Annotated in this window: 16 protein-coding genes; 8 read left to right on the top strand and 8 right to left on the bottom strand. The window is 73.4% G+C overall.

What is annotated here, in order from left to right; genetic code table 11:
* The first annotated feature begins 185 nt into the window (after positions 1-185).
* Entirely contained in the window at positions 186-1361 is a 1176-nt protein-coding gene (locus tag ABZW30_RS40255; protein WP_355676271.1) for an AI-2E family transporter, read from the top strand.
* Between the two features lie 12 nt (positions 1362-1373).
* On the opposite strand, the gene ABZW30_RS40250 is transcribed toward ABZW30_RS40255, so the two are convergent.
* From ABZW30_RS40250 to ABZW30_RS40225, 6 genes are all read right to left on the bottom strand, one after another.
* A complete protein-coding gene (locus tag ABZW30_RS40250) occupies positions 1374-1751 on the bottom strand; it encodes a DUF488 family protein (protein WP_355676270.1) in 378 nt (125 codons plus the stop codon).
* 310 nt (positions 1752-2061) lie between these two features.
* Complete coding sequence (locus ABZW30_RS40245) at positions 2062-4320, bottom strand: SpoIIE family protein phosphatase (RefSeq protein WP_355676269.1); 2259 nt, start codon at positions 4318-4320, stop codon at positions 2062-2064.
* Positions 4317-7589, bottom strand: a complete 3273-nt coding sequence (locus tag ABZW30_RS40240) for a HAMP domain-containing protein (protein ID WP_355676268.1) — start codon at positions 7587-7589, stop codon at positions 4317-4319. Before ABZW30_RS40240 ends, ABZW30_RS40245 begins: the two co-directional genes overlap by 4 nt.
* A 143-nt stretch (positions 7590-7732) precedes the next feature.
* Positions 7733-8125: an STAS domain-containing protein gene (locus ABZW30_RS40235; RefSeq protein ID WP_355676267.1), complete on the bottom strand. Its 393-nt coding sequence runs from the start codon at positions 8123-8125 to the stop codon at positions 7733-7735.
* Between the two features lie 100 nt (positions 8126-8225).
* A complete protein-coding gene (locus ABZW30_RS40230) occupies positions 8226-8759 on the bottom strand; it encodes an ATP-binding protein (RefSeq protein ID WP_355676266.1) in 534 nt (177 codons plus the stop codon).
* Between the two features lie 11 nt (positions 8760-8770).
* Positions 8771-9031, bottom strand: coding sequence for an STAS domain-containing protein (locus ABZW30_RS40225; RefSeq protein ID WP_355676265.1), 261 nt, complete (start codon positions 9029-9031; stop codon positions 8771-8773).
* A gap of 204 nt (positions 9032-9235) precedes the next feature.
* Here ABZW30_RS40225 and ABZW30_RS40220 point away from each other — a divergent pair, with 204 nt between their 5' ends.
* Together ABZW30_RS40220 and ABZW30_RS40215 are read left to right on the top strand one after the other, a co-directional pair.
* The gene (locus ABZW30_RS40220; RefSeq protein ID WP_355676264.1) at positions 9236-9994 is read left to right on the top strand and encodes a maleylpyruvate isomerase family mycothiol-dependent enzyme; all 759 of its coding nucleotides are present in this window, start codon (positions 9236-9238) and stop codon (positions 9992-9994) included.
* 24 nt (positions 9995-10018) lie between these two features.
* Entirely contained in the window at positions 10019-10402 is a 384-nt protein-coding gene (locus tag ABZW30_RS40215; RefSeq protein ID WP_355676263.1) for a helix-turn-helix domain-containing protein, read from the top strand.
* On the opposite strand, the gene ABZW30_RS40210 is transcribed toward ABZW30_RS40215, so the two are convergent.
* Both ABZW30_RS40210 and ABZW30_RS40205 read right to left on the bottom strand, forming a co-directional pair.
* Positions 10390-11502 carry an ABC transporter substrate-binding protein gene (locus ABZW30_RS40210; protein WP_355676262.1) on the bottom strand — a complete coding sequence of 371 codons (1113 nt, stop codon included), beginning with the start codon at positions 11500-11502 and terminating at the stop codon, positions 10390-10392. The genes ABZW30_RS40215 and ABZW30_RS40210 overlap by 13 nt on opposite strands.
* A gap of 366 nt (positions 11503-11868) precedes the next feature.
* The gene (locus ABZW30_RS40205) at positions 11869-13062 is read right to left on the bottom strand and encodes a TIGR03364 family FAD-dependent oxidoreductase (protein WP_355676261.1); all 1194 of its coding nucleotides are present in this window, start codon (positions 13060-13062) and stop codon (positions 11869-11871) included.
* 163 nt (positions 13063-13225) lie between these two features.
* Between ABZW30_RS40205 and ABZW30_RS40200 the strand changes: the two genes are divergently transcribed.
* From ABZW30_RS40200 to ABZW30_RS40180, 5 genes are all read left to right on the top strand, one after another.
* Positions 13226-13987 carry a GntR family transcriptional regulator gene (locus ABZW30_RS40200; protein WP_355676260.1) on the top strand — a complete coding sequence of 254 codons (762 nt, stop codon included), beginning with the start codon at positions 13226-13228 and terminating at the stop codon, positions 13985-13987.
* 4 nt (positions 13988-13991) lie between these two features.
* A complete protein-coding gene (locus tag ABZW30_RS40195; RefSeq protein WP_355676259.1) occupies positions 13992-14681 on the top strand; it encodes a phosphonatase-like hydrolase in 690 nt (229 codons plus the stop codon).
* A 145-nt stretch (positions 14682-14826) separates the two neighbouring features.
* Entirely contained in the window at positions 14827-15663 is an 837-nt protein-coding gene (locus ABZW30_RS40190; RefSeq protein WP_355676258.1) for a PIG-L family deacetylase, read from the top strand.
* 251 nt (positions 15664-15914) lie between these two features.
* Positions 15915-17465, top strand: a complete 1551-nt coding sequence (locus ABZW30_RS40185; protein WP_355676257.1) for an RICIN domain-containing protein — start codon at positions 15915-15917, stop codon at positions 17463-17465.
* A 158-nt stretch (positions 17466-17623) separates the two neighbouring features.
* Entirely contained in the window at positions 17624-18241 is a 618-nt protein-coding gene (locus tag ABZW30_RS40180) for a LysE family translocator (protein ID WP_355676256.1), read from the top strand.
* The last annotated feature ends 37 nt before the right edge of the window (positions 18242-18278 follow it).

The raw sequence follows: 18278 nt of genomic DNA, 5'->3' as shown, positions 1-18278 counted from the left end.
GCTGCGCGGACGCACGGTTTCTCCGGTTCGTTCCGCTTCGTCCGAGTGTGCGGGCGGCGGCCGGGGCGGAGACGCTGGGAGGGGGTGCCCCCCGGGACCTCCCGAGGGGCTCCCATGAACGCCAGGAACCGCAGCAGGAGGTGGGATCGACGGACGGCCCGGCCCCGAGAAGACGACCCGCGCGGGTGAGCGGCACCGCACCGGCCCGGCGGCCCGTGCCGCTCGGCAGCCGTCGGCCCCGGACGATACCGCCCCGCGCCCGAACCGTCGCGTCCGGTGACCGCGGCGCGTCCGGTGACCGGGTCCCGCCCGGCCTGCGGACCGTCACCGGGTACGTCTGGCGGCTCGGGCTGCTCGGGGTGGCCGGATACCTGGCCGTCGCCGTCCTCGGCGAGCTCCAGCTCCCGGTGATCGCGCTGTTCCTGGCGCTGGTGATCACCTCGGTCCTGCGCCCGCTGGTCGACCTGCTGGCCCGGGCGCTGCCCCGCTCGCTCGCCGTCCTGCTCGCCTTCGTCCTCACCGCGGTGGTCGTCGGCGGGGTCCTCGCGCTGGTGGGGACGACCGTCGCCGACCAGTGGAGCCAGCTGGGCGCCGAACTGCGCGGCGGCCTCGGCCGGATCGACCACTGGCTGACCGGACCGCCGTTCCACCTGCGCCCCGGCACCGTCACCGACCTGAGGGCGAAGCTCGGCGAGTTCCTCTCCTCCCACCGTTCCTCGCTGCTCACCACCGCGATCAGCGGCGCCAGCCGGGCCGTCGAACTGGTCACCGGGCTCGCGCTCGCGGTGTTCTGCTCGGTGTTCTTCCTGCACTCCGGCGACCGGATGTGGTCCTGGGCCCAGCACCAGCTCCCGGCCCGGGCCCGCCCGGTGTGGGGGCGGGCGGGGCAGGCCGCCTGGCGCACCTTCGCCGGCTACACCCGCGGCGTGCTGATCGTGGCGGCGACCAACGCCGTACTGGTCGGCATCGCGCTGGCCCTGCTGCGGGTGCCGCTGGTCCTGCCGCTGACGGTGCTGGAGTTCGTCGCCGCCCTCGTCCCGTTGGTCGGCTCCCCGATCGCACTGGCCGTCGCCGCACTGGTCGCCCTGGCCGCCCGCGGACCGGTGGTCGCCCTGCTCGTACTCGCCCTGATCGTCGTGATCGGCCAGATCGAGGGCCATCTGCTGCACCCGCTGGTGCTCGGCTGGTCCGTACGGCTCCACCCGGTGGTCATCGCCCTGTCGGTGATCGGCGGCGCCGTCCTGGCCGGGGTGCTGGGCGCGCTGGTGGCCGTGCCGGTGGTGGCGGTCGCATGGTCGGTGCTCAACGAGCTGCGGGCGCGCGGCCCCTCACCGGGCGACCACCGGCGCGGCGACGAATAGCCGGGCGCCGGGCTACCGGGCCGCGCCGCGCCGCTTGCCGTCGAGCCAGTCGGCGAGTACGGCCGCCTGGCTGTGGTCGACGTCCTTGGTGGCGGTCAGCAGCGTGATGCCGTCCCGGGCGGCGAGGTCGCGCAGGTGCGCGGCGGCCTCGCGGTGTTCGGCGTCACCGAGCTCGGCGAGGTAGCGGCGACGGAACTCGGTGTAGCGGCTCGGCTCGTGTCCGTACCAGCGGCGCAGTTCGGTCGACGGCGCGACGTCCCGCAGCCACTCGTCCAGGTGGGCGTCCTCCTTGCGCAGGCCGCGCGGCCAGATCCGGTCGACCAGCACCCGCTGCCCGTCCTGCGGCGACGACTCCTCGTAGATCCGGCGGTAGGCGATCCGTGTGGCCATGACGGCGTCCCCTTTCAGGCGGGTCGGCGCGGCACGGCGCCGAGGCCGGAGCCGGCGGGAAGCGGTGGGCTACCGGGACGCCTACCCAACCGTGCCGCACGGACACCAGGGTCGCGGACCTCGGGCAACCGCAGCTCGCACCAGACGGTTTTGCCCGGCCCCAGCGGGCGCCGGCCCCAGCGCAGGGCGAGCCGGTCGAGCAGGTTGTCCGGGCGTTCGAACGCATGTCGGATTGCCCGGGATCATGCCCCGGTGGTCGCCCCCTCCGGGTCGCGCCTACCCGGGCGGCCGGGGTCGACACGCCGAGCGGTCACCCGATCTGGACGGCGATCAAGCAGGTGTCGTCGTCGGTGTCGGCCGGGCTGAGTTCCAGCAGCCGGTCGAGATAGCGCTCCAGGTCCGGGCCCGGGGCTCCGGCGGCGCGGATCAGCTGGTCCACGGACTCCTCGACCGGGCGGTCCCGGCGCTCGACCAAGCCGTCGGTGTAGAGCAGCAGGACGTCCCCCGGGTCCAGATGGGCGGTGTACTCCTCGTACTCGGCGTCGGCCAAGGCGCCGAGCAGCACGCCGTGCGGCAGCGGCAGCACCTCGGCTCCGTCCGGGCCGAGCCGGATCGGCGGCAGGTGCCCGGCCCGGGCCCAGCGCAGCCCGCCGCCCGTCGGGTCCAGCAGGACGCAGACGACGGTGGCGGTGACGTGCTGGGGCTCGCGCAGGGCCACCGTGTTCGCCCACTCCAGCAGCCGCGCCGGGCCCGCCCCGGTGACGGCGAGGCCGCGCAGCGCGTGCCGCAGCGCGACCATCCCGGTGGCCGCGCCGACGCCGTGCCCGGCCACGTCGCCGACGGCCAGCAGCACCCGCTTGTCGGGCAGCGGCAGCACGTCGTACCAGTCGCCGCCGACCCGGTCGCGCTGGGCGGCGGGGCGGTAGCGCACGGCCGCCCGCAGGCCGGTGACGCCGAGCGGCGGCGGTGCGGCGGGCAGGATTGCCTGCTGGAGCCGCAGGGCCAGCCGGGCGCGCTCGGCCGACTCCTGCTCGCTGTCGGCGAGGCGCTCCCGGGTGGCGCCGAGCGCGACCTCCGTCCAGTACTGCGCGGAGACGTCGTGGTAGGCGCCCCGGATCGCGGTGAGTCGGCCCGCGCTGTCGAGGACCGGTTCCGCGATCACCCGGGTGTGCCGGGAGGTGCCGTCCGGGCGGGCCAGCCGGAAGACCGCGGAGGAGGCCCGGTGCTCGTGCCGGACGGTGCTCACGAGGCGCCGTACGGCGGGTGCGTCGTCCGGGTGGGCGTGCCGCACGAGTCGGGCCAGCGGCACGGGCGCGGTGTCGACCGACAGGCCGAACAGCTCGTACAGGCCCGCGCTCCACAGGATCCGGCCGCTCTCCGGGAACTCCTCGAATCCGGCGACCCGGGCGAGCCGCTGCGCCTGGACGAGGAGGACCGTCTGCTCGGCCTCGTCGGCCCGCTCGGCCTGCTCGGACTCCAGCCGCCAGCCGACCAGCAGCCGCTCGCCCAACGGAGCGGCCGCGAGCAGGACAGTGGTGGGCAGCGCGAGTCCGCCCTCACGGAAGACCAGCCGCATCCGCTCGGCGGGCAGCGGCGTGCCGGTCCGGTGCACCCGCACCAGCCGTTCGAACAGCCTGCCACCGACGGCGGTCGGGTAGCTCTCCAGCAACGAGGTGCCCTCCAGCGCCTCCCGGGGACGGCCGAGGGGGTCGTCGAAGCCTGCGGCCACCCGCAGCACGGTGAAGTCGGCCACCTGACCGTCGCGGAGAACCGGATCCAGCAGGAGGGCGGGGGTGAGCAGCCCGGCCAGCAGGTCGGCCGCGTCCTCGGGTGCGACCGGGGCCGACGGCGTGCCCAGCAGGGTCGCGCAGAGGTCGGCGAGGGCGTAGAGCCGGCGGCGTTGGGAGGGGCCGAGCGGGACGGCGGGGGCGGCCTGCAGCACCTCCAGCGCCCCACGCCTGCGGCCGCCGTCGACCAGCGGGAGGACGGCCCGGGCCGCTCCGGTGCCGATCGACGGTCCTTCGGTGCCGGGGTCACCCGGCCACAGTTCCGCGCCGCCCGCGACGACCCGCTGGGCGGGGGTGGGAACGCCCGGCGGGACCCGGCTCCACGCGACGGCCTCGTCCGCGGGGAGGCCGGCCCACGCGGCCAGGGCCAGGGCGCCGCCGGGCAGGCGTTGCCACACGGCTGCGGCCCGGAGGCCGAACGCCTCCCGTGACTGTTCGAGGACGGCGTCGACGGCCTGTTGCAGGTCCGGGAGCGCGGCGAGGGCGGGCGTCACGGCGGGCGCGGCCGCGCTGAGCGGCTGCGGGGTCTCACCCGGCAGGGCGACGATGTCGGCGGCCAGGGTCACCGCCGGTACGCCCGCGTCCCGGGCGAGCCGGCCGAGGTGGACGGCGGCCTCGGCCGGGAGCACCCCGAGGCGTTCGGCGAGCATGCCGGTGGCGAGGTCGACGGTGGAGCGCGCCCGGGCCTCCGCCCGCATCCGGTCGGCGTCCCGCTGGAGTCGGCGGACGGTCGCCGCGAGGGCCCGGGCCGCGCCGTCCGGGGGCTCATCGCAGCCGGTCATGAGCTGTCCAGCCAGTACCGGATCCGGTCGAGCAGGTGAGCGGTGTCGACCGGCTTGGTGACGTGGTCGTCGGCGCCGGCGGCGAGGCTCTTGTCCTGGTCCCCGGGCATGGCCCTGGCGGTGACGGCGATGACGGGCAGGCGGGCGAAGCGCTCGTCCGCGCGGATGGCGGCGATCGCGGCGTAGCCGTCGAGGCCGGGCATCATCACGTCCATCAGGACGAGGTCGGTCTCCGGGTGGGCCCGCAGCAGGCCGAGCCCGGCATCGCCGTCGGCGGCGTGCAACACGGTCAGGCCATGCTCTTCCAGGGCCGCGGCGAGTGCGAAGACGTTGCGGACGTCGTCGTCGACGATCAGCGCGGTCCGCCCGGCGAGCGCCCGGTCCGAGGGCGACTCGTCGGCGGTGGTCGGCTCCCGGGCGGCGCGGCGGCCGCCCAGCATGTGGCCGACGCGCTCGCTCAGGTCGTCCAGGCCCCGGGTGAGCTCCACTCCGGCGATCACGCTGCCCGAGTCGTCGGACCGGTACCCGAGGACGGGGGTGCCGTCCGCCAGGGCCTCCAGCAGGACGGGCGCGAGCTCACCGGAGCCCGCCAGATCGAGCACGGCGCAGCGGTACGGGCCTTCGGCCAGCGCGGCGCGCAGGTCCGCGGCGTCCCCGGCGCTGGTGACCCGCGCCGCCGGGAGGGGGCCGCCCAGGGTGTCGACGGCCAAGCGGGTGAGCATGGTGAGCAGGGCAGGCGGGTGGGGCTCGACGACCAGGACGCAGGGTTCCGACTCGCCTGCTCTGTCCGGATGTTCGGGCGCACCGAGCGGCAGGTGGAGGGTGAAGCGGCTGCCCCGTCCGGCGGCGGAGCGGACGGTGAGGGTGCCGCCGAGCAGTCGGGCGAGTTCCCGGCTGATCGACAGGCCGAGGCCGGTGCCGCCGTAGCGCCGTCCGGTGGAGCCGTCGGCCTGTTGGAAGGCGCCGAAGATGCTCTCCAGTTGGCCCGGGTCGATGCCGATGCCGGTGTCCTCGACGTGGAAGGCCACCGCGGCTTCCGCGCGGCCGAGTTCGGGCGGCCGCTCCGGGGCGTCGACGCGCTCGATCCGCAGCTCGACCCGCCCGGTGTCGGTGAACTTCACGGCGTTGGACAGCAGGTTGCGCAGCACCTGGCGCAGCCGGGCCTGGTCGGTGACGATCCGTTCCGGGACGCCGCGGTCGACGACCGACTCGAAGGCGAGGCCCTTCTGGTCGGCGAGCGGTCCGAAGGCGGACTCGACGTACTCCAGCAACTCCCGCACGGGGAAGGGCTCGGGGGTCAGCTCCATCTTGCCGGCCTCGACCTTGGAGAGGTCGAGGATGTCGTTGATGAGCTGGAGCAGGTCGGTGCCGGCCGAGTGGATGACGCCCGCGTACTCGACCTGTTTGGGGGTGAGGTTGCCGTCGGAGTTCTGGGCGAGCAGCTGGGCGAGGATGAGCAGGCTGTTGAGCGGGGTGCGCAGCTCGTGGCTCATGTTGGCCAGGAACTCGGACTTGTACATGGAGGCGAGGCTCAACTGCCGGGCACGTTCCTCCAGTTCCTGCCGGGCCTGCTCGATCTCCAGGTTCTTGGCCTCGATGTCCCGGTTGCGCTGGGCGAGCAGGGCGGCCTTGTCCTCCAACTCCGCGTTGGAGCGTCGCAGTTCCTCTTGCCCTGCCTGCAACTCCTCCGATTGGTCCTGGAGTTCGGCGGTGAGGCGGCGGGATTCGGCGAGCAGTTCGTCGGTACGGGCGTTGGCGAGCAGGGTACCGATGTTGACACCGCAGGTCTCCGCGAAGCGCTCCAGGAAGTCGCGGTGGACCTGGGTGAACGGGTGGACGGAGGCGAACTCCATGGCGCCGAGCAGCCATTCCTCCAGCACGATCGGCAGCACGAGGAGTGAGCGGGCCTCGCCGGCCCCGGCGCCGGAGCCGATGACGGCGTAGCCGGGCGGCAGGCCGTCCACCGCGACGATCCGTCGGCTGCGGGCGGCCTGGCCGACCAGGGACTCCCCCAGCCGCACTCGCCGCACCTGCCCCGCCGGGCGGCCGTACGCGCTGATCAGGGCCAGTTCGGTGCCGGCCTCGCCCTCCTCGGCGAGGAAGAACGCGCCGTACTGGGCGCCGATCAGCGGGGTGAGCTCGTCGGTGATCATCTCGGCGACGGCCTGGATGTCCCGCCGGGCCTGGATGGCGGCGGAGAACCGGGCCAGGTTGGTCTTCAGCCAGTCCTGCTGCTGGTTGGCCAGGGTGGTCTCGCGCAGCGACTCGACCATGGCATTGATGTTGTCCTTGAGGTCGGCGACCTCACCGGAGGCGTCCACACTGATCGAGCGGGTCAGGTCGCCGGCCGCGACGGCGCTGGTGACCTCGGCGATCGCCCGGACCTGCCGGGTGAGGTTGCCGGCCAGCTCGTTGACGTTCTCGGTGAGCCGCTTCCAGGTGCCGGACACGCCCTCGACCCGGGCCTGGCCGCCCAGACGCCCCTCGCTGCCGACCTCCAGGGCGACCCGGGTGACCTCGGCCGCGAAGGAACCCAGCTGGTCCACCATGGTGTTGATGGTGGTCTTCAGTTCCAGGATCTCCCCGCGCGCGTCCACGTCGATCTTGCGGGTGAGGTCGCCCTCGGCGACGGCCGTGGTCACCTGGGCGATGTTGCGCACCTGGCTGGTCAGGTTGCCCGCCATGAAGTTGACCTTCTCGGTGAGGTCCTTCCACGTCCCGGCGACGTTCGGCACCCGGGCCTGGCCGCCCAGGATGCCCTCGGTGCCGACCTCGCGGGCCACCCTGGTCACCTCGTCGGCGAAGGCGGACAGCTGGTCGACCATCGTGTTGATGGTCTCCTTGAGCTCCAGGATCTCCCCGCGCGCGTCCACCCGGATCTTCTGGGTGAGGTCGCCCTCGGCGACGGCCGTGGCGACCTGGGCGATGTTGCGCACCTGGCTGGTCAGGTTGCCCGCCATGGAGTTCACCGAGTCGGTCAGGTCCCGCCACGTCCCGGCGGCGCCCTCAAGAGTGGCCTGACCGCCGAGCCGCCCCTCCGTACCGACCTCGCGGGCCACCCTGGTCACCTCGTCGGTCACCCGGGCCAGCTGGTCGGCCATCCCGTTGAAGACCTCGGCGATCTCCCCCAGCACCCCCGGCCGGTCGGGCGTGAGCCGGGTACGGAAGTCCCCGTCGCGCACGGCCGTCAGCCCGGCGAGCAACTGCCGCAGTGCCGCCTGCTCGGCCGGGTCGGCCGCCGGCGTGCCGGGTACGGGGTGTTCGTCCATCCGTGCCACCGTCCGGATCCGTCATGGATGCAGCGCACGCAGGGGCGCGCGCCGTCTCCACGGGCGACGGAGGGCCGCCCTGCTCCCACTCTGCCACCGCGCGGCGAGGGGTGCGAAGGGGCCCGCGGGCCGCTGCGGGCCCTTCAAGCAGGCGGGGTGGCGCGGATCCGGAAGGCATCGGTGGCGCCGGTGAGTTCGAGCATCCGCAGCACCAGCGCGCGGGGGCGCGCCAGTTCGATCCGGCTGCCGTCGTCCGCTGCCCGGGCCTGCGCGCGCAGCAGGGCGTTGAGCCCGGAGGAGTCGCAGAACTCCAGGCCCGCGCAGTCGACCACCACGACGGTGGCCGGCTCGTCCAGCGCCGGGTCCAGGGCCGCGAGCAGCTCGGCGACCGAGTCGAGGTCGAGTTCGCCGTACAGGGCGAGGACGGTCCCCTCGGCCCACGGCGACACTTCCACGATGAACCTGCCGGGTGGTGCTTCGGCTGCGAAGCCCCGGCCGCCGGCCCTCTGCCACGGCGGCGGTGTCCTCGGGGTCACGACGCTCCTCCTCCTTCCTGTCGAAAGCCCCCGGTACGCGGCTGTCCGCTGCGCGGCGTCCGAAACGCCCGGAGCGCGGGAAACTCGGGGCCGCCCCGGCTCAGCCCGGTCCGGCGCCGCGGCCCGGTGCGGAATCCGGCGGGGAGTCCTGTGGGGAATCCGGTGGGGAATCCGGTGGTGAACACGTCGGGGAGTCCGGAGGTGAGGGCACCTCCAGCCAGACCAGCTTCCCCTCCCCCTCCGGCAGCGTCCCCCAGGCCTCGGCGAGCCGGTCCACCACCCGCAGACCGTGCCCGCCCGGCCGGCCCGGGTCGGCGTACGGACGCAGCCGGGGCGGCTCCGGGCTGGCGTCGGCGACCTCTACCCGCAGCCGGGCGCCGTTCCAGTTCAGCCGCAGCTCGCGCGGGCCGCCCGGGGTGTGCAGGCAGGCGTTGGTGACCAGCTCGGAGACCATCAGCAGCACATCCTCCGCCGCCGCCTGCCGCTCCTCGTCGGCGGCGGGCAGCCAGTGCCAGGACTGCAGCGCCTGTCGGCTGAACTCCCGGCAGCGCCTCACCGCGCCCTCGCTGCCCGCCAGGGTGAGGCACCTGGTCTGGCCGAAGCCTGGAGCGCGGCCGGGTCCGGGACGGTCCATGGCCCTGCTCCTCAGACCGGGTCCGACGGCGGGCCGTCGCCGGGGGCCCGAGGCCCCCGGCGCAGCCCGGCCGCCTCCGCGTCGAGGCGGGCGCGCGGCAGCAGGTTCAGCCCCGTCGAGTCGCAGAACCGCAGGTCTGCCAGGTCTGCCAGGTCTGCCACGATGCCGTCGTCCACCGGCCGGGCGAGTGCGCCGCGCAGCCCCTCGGCCGTGTCGTGGTCCAGTTCGCCGGTGACGCTGATGATCCGCACCGACCCCTGCCGGTCGTCCATGCCCAGCGTGTGCCCGGCGCCGTCGCCCCTACACCCGAACGCCGGGAACCCACGGCCACCTGGCCGGGCGATCGGGGAGATACTTGACAAGCTCAACCTTTCAGGCCTAGCGTGCGTCATCGCAATTGCTTCATGCCATGAAACATTGAGTGCGCAGGCCGTCGCGAAGCACCGCGAGACCCCGTTTCCCTGGAGACCACGTTCATGACCCCGCTCGACCACAGCGCCGCCGTCGCCGCCGAGACCGCCCACTTCGTCGCCGCCGTGCAGCAGGCCGACCCCGCCATCCCGGTGCCCAGCTGCCCGGGCTGGTCCCTCGCCGACCTCGTCCGCCACGCCGGCAGCGTGCAGCGCTGGTTCACCGTCCTGCTGCGACAGCGGATCCAGGAGCCGCCGCGCAGCCGCGACGTCGACCTCCAGCTGCCCGAGCGGCCCGAGGAGTACCCGGCCTGGCTGGCCGAGGCCGCCGAGCAGGCCGCCTCGACCTTCGCGCAGACCGACCTCGACGCCCCGATGTGGGCCTGGGGCGCCGACCAGCACGCCCGCTTCTGGGTGCGCCGGATGCTGTTCGAGACCCTCGTCCACCGCGCCGACGCCGAGCTCGCGCTCGGTCTGACGCCCGAGATCGAGCCCACCCTCGCGGCCGACGGCGTGGACGAGTTCCTGACCAACCTGCCCTTCGCCGCCTTCTTCGCCCCCAGGACCGCCGAGCTGCGCGGCGACGACCGCACCATCCGCTTCAACCGCACCGACGGTGACGGTACCTGGCTGGTGCGCCTGCGCCCCGACGGCCTCGGCCTCGCCCCGGACGACAGCGGTGCGACCGCCGACGCCACCGTCCAGGCCACCGCCGCCGACCTGCTGCTCCTCCTCTACGGGCGCCTCGACCGCACCGCCGCGAGCGTCACCCTGTCCGGGGACGAGGAGCTGCTGGCACTCTGGTTCGCCAACTCGGCGTTCTGACCACGGCCGGGGCCCGCTGGTCGGTTGGGCCGCCCTGGTCCGCTCGGTCCCGCTCGGTCCGCTCGGTCGGCGCAGCGGGTCGAACGGCCCCGGCTCCGCCGGGCGGCGGCCGGTCACCATCCATCGCCTCGGCGAGGAGTTGACCGGTCGCCGGACCGTCGGGCGCGAACCGACCCACTCGTCCTGGCACGTCCAGATCGGCACCGCGCGGCATCGGCCGCGCGGGCCCTGCGGATCCACCCCGACACCCTGCACTACCGGCTGCGCCGGATGGCCGAGGTGGCGACGGTCGACCTCTGCCCACCACAGGTCCGCCCGGCGTTGCGCCTCCTGCTCGGCGCGCTGCCGGCCGGGCCCAACCCGCTCACGCCGCCGGCCGGTCGGTGTGGACCGCCTCAGCCTGCGTGAAGGATCCGGAAGCGGCCGGCGTCCGCCGGATCCCGATCAACGACCTGGACCGACGGCCACGCCCACTGCCAAACGCTGATGCCCGGCGTACGGGAGAACCGGATCCGCCCGCGGGTGCCCTCGACAGCGACGCGCGACCAGGACTCCGCGATGCGCGCGCGGTCCGCACCGTGCGAACGGAGCAGATCGGCGAGGACGGCCACCGTGTCGTAGCCCTCGAAGGCGACGAAGGAGGGCGCTTCACCCAAGCGCTCACGCAGGGCCGTCCCGACTCGCGCACCGAGTGGGCTGAGACGTTCGGGCAGGTAGCGCAGGAACGGGATCGCCGAGCCGTCGTCGCCCAGCAGCGCCGCCCATTCGGCGAACTCCGGTTGCCCGGCAGGGGCACCGATCAGGATCTCGGCGAGGCGCTGGTCGCGGCGGACGGCCTTGACGATCGACACGGCCGGCTCCGGGTGGCCGGTCAGCAGGAGGAGGGCTGTCGCGCCGTGGTCGACGAGTTCGTCACACACGGCCGCGGGGGCGAGGGTGCCCATGTCGAGCTCGACGACGGTGCCGCCGCGCTGAGCGAGGTGGTCCCGCAGGATGCGGGCCCCGGACGCCCAGTAGACGCTCGGCTGGGCTGCAACGGCGATGCGACCGTGGCCCGCGCCGAGGAGGAAGTCCGCGTAGGTCCGCCAGCCGTGCGACTGCGCCGGGGCGAGGCGCGCGACCCAGTCCGTCGGCTGGTCGGTGAGCACGTCGAGCACCGCTGACGAGCAGAGGAACGGCAGCCCGAGCGCGTCCGCCCTGGCGGCGGCGGCGCGGGCGACGACGCTGTGGTACTCCCCCGCCAGGGCGGCCACGCCCAGCTGAGCCAGTTCGTCCACGGCCGCCGCGGCCTTCTCCGGATCAGCCGCGGTGTCCCGGACCGCCAGTTCGAGCGGCCTTCCGTCGATCCCACCGGCGTCATTGACCTCGCGAACGGCCAACTCGATTCCGGCGAGCAGGTGTTGACCCGCCTCGACCCAGCCGGGCCTGGTCAGCGGCACGAGAGCGCCGATCCGCACCGATGATCCGTCAGGCCGCCCCGCTCCGACTGCCGATGGTGACGTGTTCATGTGCCGGCGTCTCCCGCGTGACGATTCGGTCGCAGGTCGCCCGGAGCGCCGAACGGCAGGGTTCGGTGGTACGCGTCCACCGCATCCGGCCACGGCGAGCACACCTGTGTGATCACACCGGACATTGCATCCGCCACCATCGCCGACAGTCAACCGAATTCCTGTTCGTCCAGCCGCACCGCGCGGGCCTGGTCACCCGCGCCCGCCACGGCCACACCGTCCTCCGGCGTCCGCCCGTCCTGATTCCCGCCCACCGAGCCCACTTGTACAGTCAGGCGCCCAGCCGGATGTGAACAACGCGGGCACCCGGACGTTCGTTGCCACCTGGACCGTGCTCAACACGGCCTTCCGGCTCGGGGCGACCGGTCAGGCGGTGGCGGCGAGCGTGCCGTCGAAGGTGGCGGCCGCGAGGCCGAAGGACAGGGTCATGCCGATGCCCGAGGTGACCGAGATCGCCCGGACGCCCGACGCCAGGTCGCGCACCAGCAGCGGGCCGCGGGGGCTGCTGGCGTAGACGCCCTGCCAGCGCTCCAGGATCCGCAGCCGCTCGACACCCAGGACCCGCGCGACGGCCCCGATCAGCAGTTCGTAGCTGCGCTCGTCGATGAACGGCGGGGTGGTGGCGTCGTAGTGGTGCGAGTCGCCGACCAGTACGGTGCCGTCCGGCAGCCTGGTGAACATCACGTTGGCGCCGATCTCCAGCAGCTCCGCGCTGTGGCCGAGGACCTCCTCCCGCAGCCGGGCGGCCGACGGCCGGCTGGTGAAGGCGTCGTAGCGGAGCATCGAGGTGGCCGTCAGCACCGCGGAGTCGGTGGCGAACCCGGCCGGGGCCTCGGCCCGCGCCATGGTGAGGCGGCAGCGCTGGACTTCGTGGTCCTCGGCGATGTCGGGGAACAGGTAGTCCAGGTCGTGACCGACGCAGATCAGGATCCGGTCACCGTGGACCGGGCCGCGGGTGGTGTGCACCGTCCCGGACTCGACGCCGGTGACGGCGGTGCCCCAGAGGATCCGGCCCTGCGGCTGCTCGGCCACCCAGCGGGCCAGGCCGGGCGCCGCCTCACGCGGGTTCACCCGCAGGTCGGCGGGCAGTATCGCGCCGCCCACCAGGTCGCCGGCCGCACCGTCCGCGCGGCCGAGCAGCGCCGCCGTCTGCGCGGCGGTGCGCAGCTCGACGGCGTCGCCGCCGCGCTCGGCGCGCAGCTCCTCCAGGACGGCCGCCTCGGTCGCCGACCGGGCCACCACCAGAGTGCCGGCCTCCTCGGCCCAGATGCCGGAGGCCCCGGCGGCGCGCAGCCAGCCGGACCGCGAACGCTGGGCGAGGGCGAGCAGTTCGCCGTCCTGGGCGCTGATGCAGCAGTGGCCGAAGTTGCGGACCGAGGCGCCGACGGGCTGCCGGTCACGCTCGACGACGGTGACGGAAAGCCCCTGGCTCAGCGCCTCGAAGGCGTGGGCCAGGCCGATGATGCCGGCGCCGACGATCACCACGTCGCTGCGGCCGGGCGTGCCGGGAGTGCGCGTACGGGAGGTGGCGGGGGCGGTGGTGGGTGTGCTGCTGCTCATGGCTCCAGATTCCGGGCTCGTCGACATCAACGTCAAGAGATGTCTGTACAAGTTACCGTCTGTTCATCCGCTCGACGAACACCGGCGGCGAACGGCCCTCCGGGCGAACGAGCAGGTGGGCCCCGCCTTGAGAAGTCCCACCCCGAAGTGTCATAGTCGGCTTGTGAAGACAAGTGACGAGCCTCCGCTCCACCAACGGCTCGGCGCCGAGTTCCAGCGCCGCATCGAGTCCGGCGAGTGGCCCGAGGGCGAGCCGGTGCCCAGCGAGTCGCAGCTCTGCGCGGAATTCGGCACCTCCCGCGGCCCGGTCCGCCAGGCTCTGGCCATGCTGCGCCGCGAGGGCAGCCTGGTCGGCGGCCGCGGGAAGCCGCCGGTCGCCCGCCGCTCGGCTCCCTCCCAGCCGTTCGGCACCTTCCTCTCCTTCACCCAGTGGGCCCGCACCATCGGCCGTGAACCCGGGCAGACGACCGTCGAGGTGGCCCGCCGCCGGGCGGCCCCGGAGGCGGCCGCCCGGCTCGGCCTCACCGAGGGCGAGCCGGTCGTCGAGCTGGTGCGACTGCGGCTGCTGGACGGCGTCCCGGTCATGCTGGAGCGCTCCACCTTCATCCACGAGGTCGGCCGCATCCTGTTCGACTTCGACCCGGACACCGGTTCCGTCTACGAGGAACTGCTGCGCCGCGACGTCGACCTGCACCACGCCCGGCACACCATCGACGCCGTCGCCGCGGAGCCGAGCGACGCCGAGCTCCTGCGGATCACCGTCGGCGACCCGCTGCTGCGCGTACGACGGCTCACGACGTCGAGCCAGGGCGTGCCGCTGGAGGACGCGGACGACCGCTACCTGCCCGCCATGGCCACCTTCACCATCGAGAACACCATCAACGGCCGTACCGTCATCGGCCGCTACCGCACCGAAGAGGACTGACACCGTGATCGAGCTCGCCGCCCTGGACATGGCCGGTACCACCGTCAACGAGGCCGGTGCCGTCTACCGGGCCCTGCGCACCGCCGTCGAGGGCACCGGGGTGCCGGTCGCCGAGGCCGACCTCCAGACCTGGATGGGCACCGACAAGCGCGAGGCCATCGCCGCCCTGGTCCGCATCGGCGGCGGCACCCCGACCCCGGAGCTGGTCGAGGAGGGCTACGCGGCCTTCCGCGAGTTCCTGCGCGAGGCCTACCGGACCACTCCCCCGCAGGCCATCCCCGGTGTCGAGGACGCCCTCGCCGAGCTGCGCCGACGCGGCATCAAGGTGGCCCTGACCACCGGCTTCAGCGACGACGTCGCATACCCGCTGCTGGAGTCGCTCGGCTGGTCCACCGGCGAGGGCGGCAACCTCGACGCGGTGGTCACCTCGGACGAGGTCCCGCGCGGGCGTCCGGCGCCGCACATGATCCACCGGGCGATGGAGAAGACCGGGGTCATCGACACCCGCAGGGTGCTGGCCGCCGGCGACACCGTCGTCGACGTCCAGGCCGGCGCCAACGCCGGTGCCGGTGTGGTGATCGGCGTCCTGACCGGGGAGCTCACCCGCGGCGACTTCGAGGGGCACCCGCACACCCACGTGCTGGACAGCGTCGCCGACATCCCGTCGCTTCCGGAGGCCCGGCCCGCCGTCTGATCCGACCGTCACGGGAGCCGCCGGGGATGGCGTCCGCCCTCGGCGGCTTCCGCTTTTCCGCCCCCTGATCCGATATCGCTGGCCATCGACAGCCCGGGTAGCGCAGACTCGGGCCGAACGCTTTTCCGACCGGAGGATGGTTTTCATGGTTGACCGGCCCTTGACGCTGATGGCGGTGCACGCCCACCCCGACGACGAGGCCACCGGAACGGGGGGCGTGCTGGCCCGGTACGCCGCGGAGGGCATCCGTACGGTCCTCGTCACCTGTACCGACGGCGCCTGCGGTGACGGGCCGGGCGGCGTCAAGCCGGGCGAACCCGGCCACGACCCGGCGGCCGTCGCCGCGATGCGCCGTCAGGAGCTCCGGGCGAGCTGCGACGTCCTCAAGGTCAGCCACCTGGAGATGTTGGACTACGCCGACTCCGGAATGATGGGCTGGGCGGCCAACGACGCTCCCGGCTCCTTCTGGCGGACGCCGGTCGAGGAGGGCGCCGCCCGCCTCGCCGCACTGCTGCACCGCTACCGGCCCGACGTGGTCGTGACCTACGACGAGAACGGCTTCTACGGCCACCCCGACCACATCCAGGCGAACCGCATCACCATGGCGGCGCTGGAGCTGAGCGGGATGACGCCGAAGGTGTACTGGACGACGGCGCCGCGCTCGATGATGCAGCGCTTCGGCGAGGCCATGCGCGAGTTCGGCGCCGACTGGGAGGAGCCGGACCCGGCGGAGGAGGCCGAGGTCATGCCCGAGATCGGCCTGCCCGACGAGGAGATCACCACCTGGGTCGACATCACCGAGTTCGGCAGCCAGAAGTTCGACGCCCTGGCCGCGCACGCCAGCCAGGGCGAGAACATCTTCTTCCTGCGGATGGGCAAGGAGAGGTTCACCGAGCTGATGGGCGTGGAGACCTTCGTCCGGGTCCAGGACACCACCGACGCCGCCGTGCCCGAGACCGACCTCTTCGCCGGCCTGCGCTGACCGCCGGCGCAACCGTCCGTCGTCCTGAGGACCCGTCGGGCAGCCGTGACAGGCCGCCCGACGGGTCCTCACCTTGTGTGGCACCCGGGCGCGGGGACGGAAGTCAGGGCGTGCGGCGAAGAGTTCGCGACCACAATGACTCCGTCGGGCCACCGGCTCACGCTCGCGCTCCAGAGCGCTCTTACGACGGAAGGCCTGCGATACCGATCCTGGCAGCGGACCCGTTCGTGTTCCGACGAGAGGAATCCCGCATGGCCATCGGAATCCGACTGTCGCACGCCTCCGCCGCCCTGGGCGCGGCCCTCCTCGCCGCCACGGTCGCCGTGCCGCTGACGGCGACGCCGGCGGCGGCCGCGACCCCCATCTGCCTGAGCGGCACGCTCCAGTACGACTACCAGTCCGCCGAAGCCGGCACCTCGAAGCCCACCCAGACCAAGCCGGCCCGCAGCGCCGACGTCCAGCTGTGGGGAGCCGAGAAGTCCACCGACACCTCCCACCAGCTCACGGCCGACTACCAGTACACCAACGCCTCCGACGGCGGCTTCAACCTCTGCTACACCCCCACCTCCACCACCTCGATGGCCAACCTGTGGGTGCAGTTCCGCACCGAGAGCTCCCAGTTGTGGAAGGTCGCCGACACCACCGGCACGCCCTACACGCTGAAGTCGCCCACCCAGACCAACATCGCCGCCAGCACCTCCCTGGGCACGCTCAAGCCCTCCGCCGACACCGCCCGGGCCTGGCACGCCTTCGACACCGTCAACCTCCTGTACCAGCACCGCGACAACCCCACCAGCAGCTGCTGGTCCTCCCACGAGGCGAGCAACGCCTGCACCGAACTCACCGTCAGGTGGACGGCCAACTCGGCCGACGGCCCGTACTACGACCTGGCCAACACCGTCCACCTCTCCGCCGCCGACCCCGACTCCGAGCACACCGTGCTCCACGAGTCCGGCCACTTCCTCATGCACCGCCTGTACAACGGCTCGTTCCCGGCCGTCACCAACTGCAGCCCGCACTACGTCAACCTGGTCAGCTCCGGCACCTGCGCCTGGACCGAGGGCTTCGCCGACTCCACGGCCGCCTACCTCCTCGGCGACTACCGCTACGTCTGGCCCGACGGCAGCAGCTACCCCTTCACCTACACCACCGGCTGGAACACCGGGGACCAGGTCCAGGGCAACGTGGACGGCTCGCTGCTCGACCTGTGGAACAACGTCGACGGCGGCTGGAACAGCACCATCGCCCTGCTGACCTCGCACGCCCCGTCCACCTTCGCGGACTACTTCAAGACCGACCGCCCGGCCGGCAACCTCGCCACCACCGGCAGCGCGCTCACTTCCCTGGCGGCCCACACCATCGACTACGGCCCCGGCATCGTGGGCGACAACCAGTACCACAGCCTCACCAACGGCGGCGGCCTCGCCCTGGAGCACGCCGGCCAGTGCGCCAACTCCACCAACGTCGTCGCCGACCTCAACACCTACGACTCCACGCACGCCTCGGAGAAGTGGAAGCTGGACGCGAACGCCGACGGCACGGCGCGGATCTACGACAGCTGCCCGACCCCCCTCACCCTGACCGCCCCCACCACCGCCGGCGCCCAGGCCACCCTGAAGTCCTTCGACTCCGGCAGCGCGTACCAGAGGTGGCAGGTCACCCAGAACGGCAGCGGCACCTTGACGATCACCAACCCGGCGACGGGCTACGTCCTCGACAGCGCCGCCGTCAGCACCGGCGCCGCGGTCACCGTCAACCAGGCGGGCACCGCCAACACCCAGGACTGGGCCACCCTCAGCTGACAGCCGAGGCCCCGGCCCCCGTCTCAGGTGATCCGTGACGCGAGGGTGACGCGACCCGGTTGCGTCAGTCAAGATCACGCCATGCCCCAACCACCGGAACGGAGAGGCGAGATGACGATCAGACAGAACACCGGCGGTGGCTTCGTCCGGGCGGCGGCATGCTGACGTTCATCGTCGCCGCACTCATCCTCATCATGATCCCCGGCCCCGACCAGGCGCTGATCACCCGCAACGCCCTGGTCGGCGGCCGGACCGCCGGTCTCTACACCACGCTCGGCGGCATGCTGGGCCTCAGCGTGCACGTGTCGGCCGCCTCCCTGGGCGTGTCCTCGCTGCTCGTCGCCTCCGCCGTCGCGTTCACGGTGCTCAAGGCCGTCGGAACGCTGTACCTGGTCTGGATGGGCATCGCCACCCTGCGCGCGGCCCGGCAGTCCGCGAAGGGCGCGGCGGACGCGACGGCACCGGCGGCGGCCGGGAACAACCGGCTGGTGTACCTGCGGCAGGGCTTCCTGTCGAACGCGCTCAACCCCAAGGTGGCACTGTTCTTCGTCACCTTCCTGCCGCAGTTCCTCCCCACCACCGGGCACACGCTGGGCCAGGCACTCGTGCTCTCAGCGGTGTTCGTGGTGCTGTACCTGCTCTGGTTCAGCCTCTACACGGTCACCGTCGACCGCATCGGCGCGTTCCTGCGGCGCCCGCGGGTGCGCAGCCGCATCGAGCGGGTGACCGGCGCGCTGCTGATCGGCTTCGGCGTCCGGCTCGCGCTGATGCACTGACCCCCGGGGTCGTGGCCCGGGCTCGGGTGCCCGGGCC

Source organism: Kitasatospora sp. NPDC004669 (assembly GCF_040609455.1).
In the GTDB taxonomy this organism is placed as follows: Bacteria; Actinomycetota; Actinomycetes; order Streptomycetales; family Streptomycetaceae; genus Kitasatospora.
Note: the sequence above shows the minus strand (reverse complement) of the source record. Positions and strands in the feature narration are given on the sequence as shown.

Bases quoted from the DNA above. Each gene is read 5' to 3' on its own strand.
- ABZW30_RS40250 (WP_355676270.1), bottom strand. From the start codon at position 1,751: ATGGCCACACGGATCGCCTACCGCCGGATCTACGAGGAGTCGTCGCCG.
- ABZW30_RS40245 (WP_355676269.1), bottom strand. From the start codon at position 4,320: ATGACCGGCTGCGATGAGCCCCCGGACGGCGCGGCCCGGGCCCTCGCG.
- ABZW30_RS40240 (WP_355676268.1), bottom strand. From the start codon at position 7,589: ATGGACGAACACCCCGTACCCGGCACGCCGGCGGCCGACCCGGCCGAG.
- ABZW30_RS40230 (WP_355676266.1), bottom strand. From the start codon at position 8,759: ATGGACCGTCCCGGACCCGGCCGCGCTCCAGGCTTCGGCCAGACCAGG.
- ABZW30_RS40225 (WP_355676265.1), bottom strand. From the start codon at position 9,031: ATGGACGACCGGCAGGGGTCGGTGCGGATCATCAGCGTCACCGGCGAA.
- ABZW30_RS40220 (WP_355676264.1), top strand. From the start codon at position 9,236: ATGACCCCGCTCGACCACAGCGCCGCCGTCGCCGCCGAGACCGCCCAC.
- ABZW30_RS40210 (WP_355676262.1), bottom strand. From the start codon at position 11,502: ATGAACACGTCACCATCGGCAGTCGGAGCGGGGCGGCCTGACGGATCA.
- ABZW30_RS40205 (WP_355676261.1), bottom strand. From the start codon at position 13,062: ATGAGCAGCAGCACACCCACCACCGCCCCCGCCACCTCCCGTACGCGC.
- ABZW30_RS40190 (WP_355676258.1), top strand. From the start codon at position 14,827: ATGGTTGACCGGCCCTTGACGCTGATGGCGGTGCACGCCCACCCCGAC.
- ABZW30_RS40185 (WP_355676257.1), top strand. From the start codon at position 15,915: ATGGCCATCGGAATCCGACTGTCGCACGCCTCCGCCGCCCTGGGCGCG.
- ABZW30_RS40180 (WP_355676256.1), top strand. From the start codon at position 17,624: ATGCTGACGTTCATCGTCGCCGCACTCATCCTCATCATGATCCCCGGC.